This is a genomic window from Anabaena sp. FACHB-1237 (genome assembly GCF_014696225.1).
GTDB lineage: Bacteria > Cyanobacteriota > Cyanobacteriia > Cyanobacteriales > Nostocaceae > FACHB-1237.
The window spans coordinates 40,669-53,109 of the sequence record NZ_JACJPV010000029.1 but is presented as its reverse complement, the minus strand read 5'-3'; the positions used below and the strand labels follow the sequence as shown (position 1 = coordinate 53,109).

10 protein-coding genes are annotated in these 12,441 nt (G+C 33.6%); 6 read left to right on the top strand and 4 right to left on the bottom strand.

The window, feature by feature from the left end; translation table 11 throughout:
• Positions 1-691: 691 nt before the first annotated feature.
• On the top strand, positions 692-2,473 hold the full coding sequence (locus H6F32_RS14465) for a M61 family metallopeptidase (protein ID WP_190370014.1): 1,782 nt from the start codon (positions 692-694) through the stop codon (positions 2,471-2,473).
• 146 nt (positions 2,474-2,619) lie between these two features.
• On the opposite strand, the gene H6F32_RS14460 is transcribed toward H6F32_RS14465, so the two are convergent.
• Complete coding sequence (locus H6F32_RS14460; RefSeq protein ID WP_190370013.1) at positions 2,620-3,351, bottom strand: 2-phosphosulfolactate phosphatase family protein; 732 nt, start codon at positions 3,349-3,351, stop codon at positions 2,620-2,622.
• A 441-nt stretch (positions 3,352-3,792) separates the two neighbouring features.
• On the opposite strand from H6F32_RS14460, the gene H6F32_RS14455 reads away from it, so the two are divergent.
• Together H6F32_RS14455 and H6F32_RS14450 are read left to right on the top strand one after the other, a co-directional pair.
• Positions 3,793-4,797: a mechanosensitive ion channel family protein gene (locus H6F32_RS14455; RefSeq protein ID WP_190370022.1), complete on the top strand. Its 1,005-nt coding sequence runs from the start codon at positions 3,793-3,795 to the stop codon at positions 4,795-4,797.
• A gap of 571 nt (positions 4,798-5,368) precedes the next feature.
• The gene (locus tag H6F32_RS14450) at positions 5,369-5,941 is read left to right on the top strand and encodes a Uma2 family endonuclease (RefSeq protein WP_190370012.1); all 573 of its coding nucleotides are present in this window, start codon (positions 5,369-5,371) and stop codon (positions 5,939-5,941) included.
• Positions 5,942-6,008: 67 nt separating this feature from the next.
• Here H6F32_RS14450 and proS read toward each other — a convergent pair whose 3' ends face one another.
• Positions 6,009-7,817, bottom strand: coding sequence for a proline--tRNA ligase (gene proS, locus H6F32_RS14445; RefSeq protein ID WP_190370011.1), 1,809 nt, complete (start codon positions 7,815-7,817; stop codon positions 6,009-6,011).
• A gap of 156 nt (positions 7,818-7,973) precedes the next feature.
• Between proS and H6F32_RS14440 the strand changes: the two genes are divergently transcribed.
• On the top strand, positions 7,974-9,353 hold the full coding sequence (locus H6F32_RS14440) for a 1-acyl-sn-glycerol-3-phosphate acyltransferase (RefSeq protein ID WP_190370010.1): 1,380 nt from the start codon (positions 7,974-7,976) through the stop codon (positions 9,351-9,353).
• A gap of 77 nt (positions 9,354-9,430) precedes the next feature.
• Here the strand turns inward: H6F32_RS14440 and H6F32_RS14435 are convergent, their stop codons facing one another.
• Positions 9,431-10,024, bottom strand: coding sequence for a Uma2 family endonuclease (locus H6F32_RS14435; protein ID WP_190370009.1), 594 nt, complete (start codon positions 10,022-10,024; stop codon positions 9,431-9,433).
• Positions 10,025-10,300: 276 nt separating this feature from the next.
• On the opposite strand from H6F32_RS14435, the gene H6F32_RS14430 reads away from it, so the two are divergent.
• Positions 10,301-10,465 carry a hypothetical protein gene (locus H6F32_RS14430; protein WP_242031142.1) on the top strand — a complete coding sequence of 55 codons (165 nt, stop codon included), beginning with the start codon at positions 10,301-10,303 and terminating at the stop codon, positions 10,463-10,465.
• A complete protein-coding gene (locus H6F32_RS14425; RefSeq protein WP_190370008.1) occupies positions 10,446-10,754 on the top strand; it encodes a PIN domain-containing protein in 309 nt (102 codons plus the stop codon). The genes H6F32_RS14430 and H6F32_RS14425 overlap by 20 nt, the downstream gene beginning before the upstream one ends.
• A gap of 277 nt (positions 10,755-11,031) precedes the next feature.
• Here the strand turns inward: H6F32_RS14425 and H6F32_RS14420 are convergent, their stop codons facing one another.
• Entirely contained in the window at positions 11,032-12,303 is a 1,272-nt protein-coding gene (locus H6F32_RS14420; protein WP_242031141.1) for a glycosyltransferase family 4 protein, read from the bottom strand.
• Positions 12,304-12,441 lie beyond the last annotated feature (138 nt).

Sequence of the window (12,441 nt, the reverse complement as noted above, 5' to 3'; positions counted from 1 at the left end):
GACTAAAAAACTTAGCTTACAACACAGGTCAAACTATTTATCAAATTAAGCATAATTTGCTTTCTAATTATTTAATAGGACAACTAAAACGTCCAGATATTGCTATGTCAATGGTTTAGTCTTTAGGCGCTCGGTGCGGCTACGCCGCACCATCGCTTGTGCCAGTTGCGTAAGTCCTATAAATATTAAAATTAATTGGAATTATAAATATCAAACATAATATTTTCTCTATGTAAAATAATATACCTAAATAGAGGTTGCTGAATAAAACCAAAACCTTGACAAATGAAAGGTTTTGGTTTTCAGAACATTGATGTCAAATTTGCTCTGAATGTGGCTACAAATGGGGTAAACTTGATTTAAAAATCCGGTTAGTTCAGTGCTTGAATTGTGGAACTGAACAGGACTGAGATGAAAACGCCGCAAAAAATATAAATAAAGTCGGGATAGGGCATTGCCACGACTCTAAACGGGCGCAGAGACAGAATAAGACTACTTAGGTAGCATCCGTCAGCGAAGCGTCAAGAATCACCGCACCTTCAGGTCGGTGAGTATGTCAATATAGATGAATAAGCAAGACTTACGCAAAATAGAACGAAAGTAGGGGTAATTCATGAATTACCCCTACACAAGAATCAGGTTTTGAGTTTAATCTTGCGTAAGTCTTAATAAGAAAAACTGAAAATATAACATGAGTAAACTAATGATTTCTGAGCTAAACGCCACATCCCTAGAATTACAACCAAAAATTCATTATACAGTGTCTATGCCCCAACCTCAAAATCATCTATTTGAGGTAACTTTAAATATTACTAATTATCCAAATCATATTCTTGATTTGAAAATGCCTGTTTGGACTCCTGGATCTTATTTAGTCAGAGAATATGCTCGTCATTTACAAGATTTTTATGCTTTTAGTAAGAATCAATCTTTGCGTTGGCAGAAAATTAGTAAAAATCACTGGCAAATTACTAAAAGTGATTTTTCTGAAATTACCATTAAGTACCGCATTTTTGCTAATGAACTAACAGTAAGAACTAATCATTTAGATGCTACCCATGGTTATTTTAATGGTGCTGCTTTATTTTTCAGGATTCCTAATTATCAACATTTACCCATTAATATAACCATCATTCCTCCTGATGATAAATGGCACGTGACAACCGCTTTACCCAAGATCGCAAATTCAGAAAATAGCTTTTTAGCGGCAGATTTTGATACTTTAGTGGATAGTCCTTTTGAAATTGGTAGTCATCAATTACATCAATTTTCAGTATTAGGAAAGTCTCATCAGTTAGCTATGTGGGGAAAAGGTAATTTTCAGGTTTCGCAAATGATCACTGATTTTGAGAAAATCATTAATGTAGAATCAGAAATGTTTGCTGGGTTGCCTTATGATCAATATATATTTTTCTTGCATTTATTACCCCAGGCTTATGGAGGTTTAGAACATAAAGATTCCTGTTGTTTAATTTATGATAATTTTGGTTTTCGTAATGTGGAAAAATATCACGGTTTTCTGCAATTGGTAGCCCATGAATTTTTCCATTTATGGAATGTGAAAAGAATACGTCCTCAAGGTTTGGAAGTTTTTGATTATGATCAGGAAAATTATACTCCTTCTTTATGGTTTTGTGAAGGAACTACTAGTTATTATGATTTGGTAATTCCTCAAAGAGCGGGAATTTATGATGCCAAGGCTTATTTGCATTATTTTAGTAAGGAAATTACGCGATATTTGTTGACTCCAGGGAAAAGGGTTCAACCTTTATCTGAGTCTAGTTTTGATGCTTGGATTAAACTTTATCGTCCTGATGCTAATAGTGGTAATTCCCAAATTTCCTATTATATCAAGGGGGAAATGGTATCATTTTTACTGGATTTATTAATTAGGAATTTACATCATAATCGTCGTTCCTTAGATGATGTGATGCGGATAATGTGGGAGAAATTTGGTAAGGATGAAGTTGGTTATGAGGAGGAGGAGTTACAAGCTATTATTGCTGATGTTGCTGGTAAAGACTTAACAGATTTCTTTAATCTCTATTTACATGGTTTGTCAGATTTACCTTTTAATGATTATTTACGACCTTTTGGCTTACAATTAGTAGGTGATAAAGGTGAACATCCTTATTTGGGTTTGCGGATTAATGATGACAATGGCCGTGATATGATTAAGTTTGTGGAATTAGATTCTCCTGCTTATTTTGCAGGGTTAAATGCGGGAGATGAGTTATTAGCTATTGATGGGGTGAGAATCAAAAATAATTTGGCGGAAAGGTTAAAGGATTATCGGCCTAATGATAAAATTGAGGTGACGGTTTTTCATCAGGATCAGTTAATTAGTTATGACATAATTTTGACTGAACCTGTGTCTAAAAATTATGAGTTATTACCTTTAGAAAATGTGGATAAAATGCAGGAGGAGAATTTTTTGGGGTGGTTAGGTGCGCCTTTATCTAGTTTAAAATAATCAATGTTTAAGATCCCGGACTTCTTTAAGAAGTCCGGGATCTGAAGTCCGGGATCTGAAGTCCGGGATCTGAAGTCCGGGATCTGAAGTCCGGGATCTGAAGTCCGGGATCTGAAGTCCGGGATCTGAAGTCCGGGATCTGAAGATTAACTTTTTAAAACTCCAGGTTCATGTTGCATTGGTAGGACATTTAAAACATCCGTTTGCGAACAATATTTCAGGTCTTCTAAACATTCTAATCTTAATAAACGTTGACCATGACTAGCATGATGAAATAATCCTAATAAGTCATTTTGCCATTGTGAATATAATGCGATCGCTCCTGCAACTTCATCATTACCACCAATTTCTGCTATGCTAACACCTGTTTTTTCTACTATACTATGGGCGATCGCTCCTGCACAAACAGTATCTTCTAAAGAAAAACTACCTTCCCATCCTGAACCCACTATCCAAATAGTTTCCGGTTTTTTGGCCAACAGAAAATCTACTATGGAACTTCTATTAATTAAAGCGGCTGCTAAAACTATAGGAGCTTTTTCTATTCTTTGTAAGGCACGAGTGCCATTAGTTGTACTAATAAATAATCTTTTACCTGTTACTAAATCACTTGTACAATCTAAAGGAGAATTACCTAAATCAAAACCTTCTACTTTACCACCTCCTCTTTCTCCAGCACGTAACCTTTTATTCGCAGGCCATTTTTCACTGACTGCCAAGAGTTGGTTTAAGTCACTGAATACCTGTACTGCTTCACCACCTGCTGATAAAACAGTGGCAATGGTGCTAGTTGCTCTGAGAACGTCCACAGCGATCGCACATTCGGGAATTTGATCAGTAGGAGTTAATTCCGGAGTATGATATATAAATATCTTCACGGGCTGGATATACCTATTTTATGAATACTGCGCTTATATTTTACCTATTTACTGTCACTAACTGATGATCATAAATGGCATCTTTTGATCAAGATTTAACCACTAAAAACCCATAAACAGAGTATTTATAAGCATTTCAGCCATAATATTAGTTATTCTAATATTAAACATAAGAAAATAATAATCATAAAAATCAGGACTTACGCAACTGGCACATTCCTAGGGTTGCAAATAAACAGATTGTTGATATCTGACGTACCCTACAACAGATTTTTTAGTGTGACACTTGCGTAAGTCCTAAAAATGTTATAGTAATCATCCATCGTGAGGATAGTGAGACTAGCAACCGACAATGAAACTCAGGCCGCAATAGGATGTACTCCCAGACTCCTAACTTGTGCTATCAATTATCACACAACCTATTTAACTATGACTTTAATGATGACTCAGTGGTTAATACCTGTACTTTTTGTGATTACTGGTTTTCTAGCAGGAATAATTGGTGAAAAAGTAATTTTTAATAAACTGAAAAAGTTCGTAGAAACTAAAAAAATTACTGGTAGTGAAATCATTTTCCATGCTTTTCATCGCATGACATTTATTTGGTTAGTGTTAGCTGGATTTTTCTGGGCAATTTTAAGCGCACCAGTACAACCAAATATTAGTAATATTCTGCAAAAAATTATCACAGTAATCTTACTGTATAGCATAACTTTAGTCATTGCCAGATTAACTGGTGGGTTTATTAGTGTATTCACTAGTAGAAATCAAGGTGTTTCTACTTCTTTAATTTCTAATTCTGCCAAAATAGCAGTTTTAGTTTTAGGTACATTAATTATTTTGCAAACTTTAGGAGTACAAATTACCCCTTTAGTGACTACTTTGGGAATTAGTGGTTTAGTTGTAGGTTTAGCTTTACAAGATACATTAGCAAATCTATTTTCTGGGTTTTATTTAGTTATTTCTAAACAGGTAAGAACGGGAGATTATGTCAAATTAGATAACAACTATCAAGGTTATGTAACTGATATTAATTGGCGAAATACCACAATTAGTGAAATGTCTAATAATGTGATTATTGTCCCTAATTCTAAGTTAGCTTCAGCAACTTTTACTAATTATCATCTTCCTGTGAAGGAAATTACTTTAAGTATTAATGTAGGTGTAAGTTATGCTAGTGATTTAGATTTAGTAGAAAGGGTAACTATAGAAGTTGCTAAGGAAGTCATGGCGGAAATTGCTCCCCAACTGATAGACAATGAACCATTTATTAGGTTTAATAATTTTGGTGATTTCAGTATTGACTTTACCTTATATATGCGGGTGAATGAAATTTTAGATCAAGGTATTGGTAAACATTTGTTAGTGAAGAAATTACATCGGCGTTATCAACAGGAAGAGATTATTATTCCTTTTCCTGCGAGAAATGTTTATTTGCACAATTAATGGTGCAATAAGATCCCCGACTTCTTTAAGAAGTCGGGGATCTGAATATTAATATCCAGTCAACTATGATACTGATTGAGCAGGATATCTACTATTATAAAGTTTATTTGGTTTATTTGATTTATTTGCAATAATTTTAAAATTAGTATATGATGGAATCAAATTTTATCTTTTGAATTGTAAAGAAAAATATGAAAATTAAAGCAATTATTCATCTTGCTGAAGAAGGGGGATATTAGGCAGAAGTTCCTGCATTACCAGGATGTATTACTGAAGGTGATAAGCTAATGTGCAGCACTCACTGTATAATTAAAAAACCTGAAGTTACAGTAGCACAAGCATCTTGCTTGTATTAATTATTCAAGTTAAAAGCACAACAGCTTACTTATGAAGAAGTTATCTTCAATTTACAAGATGCTATTCAAGGTTGGTTAGATGTGAAAAATGAAGTTTATGTAAGTAATGAATCACAAAAGGTAGTTGAAATTGCTGTATCAAATCTATTTCTGGAAAAAATCGGTGTAAAATAGTTGCACAAATATACAACTATAAATCATGAACTGAGGTTTTTATGCAAATACAAACAACGAAAAAATATTATAGTCCAGAAGAATATTTAGAACTAGAAGAATCATCAGAATTTAGAAGCGAATATATAGGTGGAGAAATTATTCCCATGACTGCTGGAACTACAAATCATAATGAAATAGCAGGAAATTTTTACGCCTATTTTAAATTACAAATGCGAGGTCAAGATTATAAAATCTATATGAGTGATGTAAAATTATGGCTATCACGCTATAAAATATATGCCTATCCAGATATTATGGTAATTGCAGGACAAACAATATATGAAGGAACTGGAAATACACAAGTAACCAACCCGATAATGATTATAGAAGTTTTATCTAAATCAACTAGTAATTATGATAAAACAGATAAATTTAGATTTTATCGTTCTATACCTGAACTAAAAGAATATATTATGATTAATCAATATGAATACTTTGTAGAACAGTTTAATAAAAATGCTGAAGGAAAATGGGTATTAAGTGAATATGAATCAATTCATGATATTTTGTTACTTAAATCTATAGATTTACAAATTTCTTTAAATGATATTTATGAAGGAGTCAGTTTTTAATTTCTAATGTTTGATATTATATATCAATTGCAGGCAAGATGCCTGCACTACTTTGAGTTAAATTAAGTTAACTTTCTGTTGCTTCTTTAACCCATTGTTTGATGATATTTACTACTTCTGTAATGGCAATTTCTTGAGTTTCATGATTTGCCCGTTTTACCACTTCCACTTTACCATTATTAATCGCTCTCCCTGTGACTATTCTAAAGGGAATACCAATTAAATCTGCATCTTTAAATTTAACTCCTGCACGTTCATCTCTGTCATCTAATAATGTTTCTACTCCTGCTTTATTAAGTTCTGTGTACAGTTTTTCCGCAACTTCGATTTGTTGGGCATCTTTAATGTTAGGAATAGTGACAATAGCGTGATAAGGTGCGATCGCAACAGGCCAAATTATACCATCTTTATCATAGGACTGTTCTACAGCCGATTGTGCTAATCTTGACACGCCCACACCATAACATCCCATTACTAAAGGTTTTTCTTCCCCTTGTTCATTGGTATAAGTTGCACCCATAGCTTGAGAATATTTTGTACCTAATTGGAAGATGTGGCCAGCTTCGATACCTCTAGCTGTTTCTAGGGTTTGGCTTGAGTCATGCAGTGAGCGATCGCCTACCTTAGCTTTACGTATATCTATCACTAATTCAGGTAATTTAAATTGCTCACCCCAATTAGCTCCCACTACGTGAAAACCCCTTTCATTAGCGCCAGTGACAAAATTCTTTAACTCAAATACGGTTTTATCTACCAATCTGATAAATTTACCATTAACTTGCTTACTTTCTGCAATATAATCGTCATTAATATCCGGTGCTATGTAACCCAAAGGTAAAGATTTAGTAGCCCAACCAGCAATTACTTCACTAGTAGGAACACTGAGAGAAAGGATAGTTTTCGCACCAAATTGGCCAGCTAACTTAGTTAACTCATTTTGTAATTTTACCTCATTAACTTCCTGATCGCCACGAATATTCACCACTACCAAAACAGTCAAACCATTATCATAAACAGTTTGATATAAAACATTTTTCACCACTTGAGTGGGAGAACATTTTAAAAAATTACAAAGTTTTTCAATAGTATCAGTTCCAGGAGTTTCCCGTTTTTCAAAAGTAGTAAAAGGTGAAACTTCCGCATCAGGAGGAAGAGAAACAGCCTTTTCTACATTAGCCGCATATTTACCATCTTGAGTATATAAAACTTCATCTTCTCCCGCATCAGCTAACACCATAAACTCCGTTGAACCAGAACCACCAATAGCCCCAGAGTCCGCTTCCACAGCACGAAAAGCCAAACCACAACGACGTAACATATTACTGTAAGCTGTGTACATATCCTGATAAGTTTTCTTTAAACTTTCCTCATCAGCATGGAAAGAATAACCATCCTTCATAATAAATTCCCGTCCCCGCATCAAACCAAAACGAGGGCGAATTTCATCACGAAATTTAGTTTGCATTTGATATAAATGCAGAGGTAATTGACGATAAGAACGAATCATATCACGAGCGATCGTAGTAATTACCTCCTCATGAGTGGGACCTAAACCTAATTGTTGTTCTCGTCTATCAACCAACGAAAACATAATACCTTCCGCCTTAGTATAAGTATCCCATCTTCCCGACTCCTGCCATAATTCCGCAGGTTGTAATTGAGGTAACAAACATTCCTCCGCCCCAGTAGCATTCATTTCTTCCCGGACAATTTGGGAAACTTTCTGTAAAACTCGCCACATTAAAGGTAAATAAGCATACACACCGCTACCAATACGGCGAATATAGCCTGCACGGAGTAATAATTTATGACTAGGGATTTCCGCATCCGCAGGGTCATCGCGTAAAGTAACAAATAATTTCTGTGATAGTCTCATGGTTTTTCCTTAATTACTCAAATCAGATCGTTTAATATGTGTTCATGTTGGTGATAGGTAATTGGTAATTGATAATTGATAATTCTTGAATATCACTTATTAAGTATCACCTATTACCTGTCATTTGTCAGTTAAGAAATTGAGGAGATAACTACTTTGTCAGATACAAATTATCAAGCACAACCACCATTAGAATTTATTCCACCAAATTTTCATCCTGGGGTATTAAAAATCGCACATTTATTATTACCTCATTGGATGCGGTGGCAAACAACTATTAGTAGCATAGAAGCAGAGAATATCCAAATTCTGGCTAATAGTTATCAGCAATTTCAGGATGGTAAAATTCGCTTTATGTTAGCATTTCGTCATCCGCAAATACAAGATCCTCAATGTTTATTGTATTTGTTATCCCAACTGTTACCCAAAGCAGCAGGACAAAAGGATATCATACTACAAAATCCTCTTCATGCTCATTTTATTTATGATCGGGGTATTCCTTTATGGGCGGGTAATTATGTAGGTTGGTTATTTTCTCGCTTAGGAGGAACTCCCATACAACGCGGTAAAGCGGACTGGACAGGTTTACGTTCTGCACGGGAATTATTTGTTAATGGTAAATTTCCTATCAGTGCAGCACCAGAAGGCGCTACAAATGGATTATCAGAAATAATTAGTCCATTAGAACCAGGAATAGCACAATTAAGTTTTTGGTGTGCGGAAGATTTACAAAAAGCAAATAGAAATGAACAGGTATTTATTTTACCTGTGGGAATTAAATATGGTTATGTTGATGAACCTTGGGAAAATATTGCTAAGTTATTAACAGAATTAGAATTAATTAGTGGTTTAAATTCTGAAAATACCGGGACAACTTTTGCCGAACTTTATCCGCGTTTATTGACTTTAGCCGAACATTTATTATCGGTAATGGAGAAGTTTTATAGCAGATTTTATCATCAAACATTGCCAGATGAAAAGATTGTTAAAGGAGAAATTACTGATAGAAATGAAGCTTTAGCTTATCGGTTACAAGCAGTAATGAATGCGGCTTTATTTATATCTGAACAGTATTTTGATTTACCATCAAGAGGAAATTGGAATGATAGATGTAGAAAGGTAGAACAAGCTGCATGGAATTATATATATCGAGAAGATTTTAAAGATATTAAATCATTATCACCGATTGAGAAAAGTTTAGGTGATAGAATTGCCGAAGAAGCATTTTCTCGAATGTGGCATACTAGACTAGTAGAAAGTTTTGTGGCTGTTTCTGGGATGTATATTAGAGAAAAACCCACAGCCGAAAGATTTGCAGAAACGACGTTATTATTATGGGATATGTTGCGAAAAATTCAAGGAGGAAATCCTTTTAAACGTCCAAATTTAGGTAAGCAAAAAGTGAAGATAACTATTGGTGATCCTATTTCTGTTTCTGATAGATATGGAGATTATAAAAGTAGTCGAGTAGCTGCTAGACAAGCGGTTTCTGAATTAACAAATGATTTACAAACAGCGTTAGAGAAATTGATTTAGTTTCAATAAATAAGATACCGGACTTCTTGAAGAAGTCCGGTATCTAAACTGATAGCGAAAACATTGAAAAATATTTACTATTTTCTAATACCTTGAATAAATGCTGTTCTTGCATCAATAATGGAAGGCATTAAAACACAATTTAATAATAAATCTATATCCAAATCTGGCAATAATTCACTTTGATTAATTTGTTGATAATTATCATTTCTGAGATGATATAAACAGAATTGATTATTTTCCCAAAACCAAACTTCGGTAATATTAAATCTTTTATATTTTTCCAGTTTATCAATACTACCACTGGTAATATTAACTTCAATTGCTAAATCTAGATTTGCTTTTTTTTGTCCTATATAATAAGATTCATCAGGTTCAAAGGAAGCACTTTTTTCTTTTGCGCGACGAGTAGCACTACCTACTGGAATAAGATTTATACCTATTTCGCAAGAGTATAATTCTAGCAAAAAACCAATAATAGTTTTAATCATTTCATGTTGTTCACCAAGTGTCATAAATTCAATGTAACCATCAAGATAAGTTATCCGTAAACCTGTTGCGTCTGCGGTTAAGGTTTCTATTATTTCAAATTCCTTCCATGTGTAATAACCTGGTAGAAGAAATCGCTGTTCGGAAGTTGTGATGGTTTTGTCTAGGATTTGGAGAGTCATAGTAATTTTATGGGTATGACTTTATTTTGATTATAACTCATGGTCAAAGATGATTGACCTATTTTTCAGTTTTCAGGATTTTTCTATTATACTATTATATCTGATGATCACTGAAAATTATACAATAATATTCTGGTAATGAAGTCAAAACAGCTATATAATTAATGTATGTGTCAATTAATCTAAGGTTATTTAGTTTATGGATTTATTAAAGAAATTAATCTTATCCCAGAAGATAAATTAGAAGAATTATATAATTTTATTCATTATTGGCGCTTGAATGTAGAATCATCTCCAGGTTCAATAGAACAAATTATGCAGTTCGCTGGTTGTTGGAATGATATGTCAGATGAGATGTTTACTAATTTTAGTGAAGAAATTAATACCCGTCGTCAACAGGCATTTTTTGAGAGGAGAAGTGATGAAACCAGCTTTGATTGATACCAATATTTTATCATTTTTCTTCCGCAATTCTAGTTTAGTTGTTGAGAGGTTTGAAGCATATTTAAGAGTTCATGGTAAAATTACTATTAGCATTATTACTTATTATGAAATTCTCAGTGGTTTAAAACATCGTGATGCACAAAAACAACTGACATCTTTCTTAAATTTTGTCTCATACAATGAAGTTTTACCTTTAACTACAAGTTCTACAACAATTGCTGCTGATATTTATGCCAATTTACGAAATAAAGGAACACCAGTTGATGATAAGCTGTTCTGCCTTTAACTTGAATAATTAATACAAGCAAGATGCTTGTGCTACTGTAACTTCAGGTTTTTTAATTATACAGTGAGTACTGCACATTAGCTTATTGATATTCTTATAGCTGGTATTGCTATAGCTAACAATTTGATCATTGTTACTAATAATGTAAAGCATTTTGAAAAAATTTAAGGTTTGGAAATTGAAGATTGGAGTCAGTAGCGATTATAAATCGCATCTACACAGACGAAACACACCTGAGTGGGTTAAAAAAACTTTTATTTTCTGTTACTCCACATCACTATTTACTAAACCCATGAGAATTAAGGGAAGTTTTTTTACCCAACATCCAATCTAAATGTTTTGGTAATAAAATATCTAAATCATAATTGCTAATGATAGTTTTTCTTGCTGCCTTACGAATAGATATCATATCTTGAGAATTATCTAAGGCTTGATTTACTTTATCTGCTATTCGTTGGGGAGAAAAGAAATCTACTAATAGTCCATTTTTGCCATCTTTAATTACTTCTAAAACTGGTGGAGTATCAGAAGCAATTAATAAACATCCTGTGGACATTGCTTCTAACATTGACCAGGATAATACAAAAGGACGAGTTAAATAAATATGGGCTGAGGATGCTTGTAAAACTTGCAAATATTCATCATAAGGTAGTCTTCCAGTAAAATGTAATCTGGATAGGTCTAAATCTAGTTTTTCTAACATTAATTGTTTATAAGTTTGACCATTAGGGAGATTTTTACCATAGGCGACTCTATCTTCTCCTACTACTACAATATGGCAATTTGGCCGTTGTTGTTGAATTAATGCTACTGCTTCCATAAATTGAGTAAAACCGCGATAGGGTTCCATTCCTCTACCAACATAAGTTACTATTTCTTGGATATGGGAAAGATCGAGATTAATACGAGGTAAAATTAGTTTAGCATTTCCTTGAGGTTGGAAAAATTTGGTATCAATACCATCATGGCAAACAGTGATTTTTTGATGATATTCTTTCGGGAATTGTTGACGTTGCCAATTAGTAGGAGAAAGTCCGCGATCGCAATTATATAAATCAAATAAAATAGGGGAATTTTTCACCCTAATACGACATTGATCATCAGCATTTAAAGGTTCACTAGGATCAAAATCAGCATCAGAACCTTTTGCATGATAAAACCATTCAAAAAAACATAATAATTCAGCTTTAGGGAAAACTTCTTTAATAAATAAACCAGGTCCCCAACCAGAATGGGCATATACTATATCAGGAATAAAACCCTCGGTTTTGAGTTTTTCACAAATGCGATATACAGCTTGTCCAGTAATTACAGCATTTTCTAAATTACGGATATAATGATGGGTTTGGGGTGCTGCCGTCCGGGAAGGTTCATAAATAGCTTTAAATACACCTGGTATATTGCCTTCCTGACGGTTAGTACCAAATACTACTTGATAATTATCATCTTTTGCTAATGCTGTGGCTAGATGGCGAAATTGGGCGGGGAAATTGGGGTGTAGGAATAAAATACGTTTGGGTTTTTTGGAGATATTAGACATATTGGACATAAAATATTTATCAAATAATCAGAGAATTTTATAGTACATAAGATTATCAAAATGGTGTGATAAAATCAAGTATGAGCAATAATTATTTATGCTGAGAATTTAATTTTTCTTAGTGCTATCCTCAGTAATAGAATCACG

Bases quoted from the DNA above. Each gene is read 5' to 3' on its own strand.
- H6F32_RS14465 (WP_190370014.1), top strand. From the start codon at position 692: ATGAGTAAACTAATGATTTCTGAGCTAAACGCCACATCCCTAGAATTA.
- H6F32_RS14455 (WP_190370022.1), top strand. From the start codon at position 3,793: ATGACTCAGTGGTTAATACCTGTACTTTTTGTGATTACTGGTTTTCTA.
- H6F32_RS14450 (WP_190370012.1), top strand. From the start codon at position 5,369: ATGCAAATACAAACAACGAAAAAATATTATAGTCCAGAAGAATATTTA.
- proS (WP_190370011.1), bottom strand. From the start codon at position 7,817: ATGAGACTATCACAGAAATTATTTGTTACTTTACGCGATGACCCTGCG.
- H6F32_RS14435 (WP_190370009.1), bottom strand. From the start codon at position 10,024: ATGACTCTCCAAATCCTAGACAAAACCATCACAACTTCCGAACAGCGA.
- H6F32_RS14425 (WP_190370008.1), top strand. From the start codon at position 10,446: ATGAAACCAGCTTTGATTGATACCAATATTTTATCATTTTTCTTCCGC.
- H6F32_RS14420 (WP_242031141.1), bottom strand. From the start codon at position 12,303: ATGTCCAATATGTCTAATATCTCCAAAAAACCCAAACGTATTTTATTC.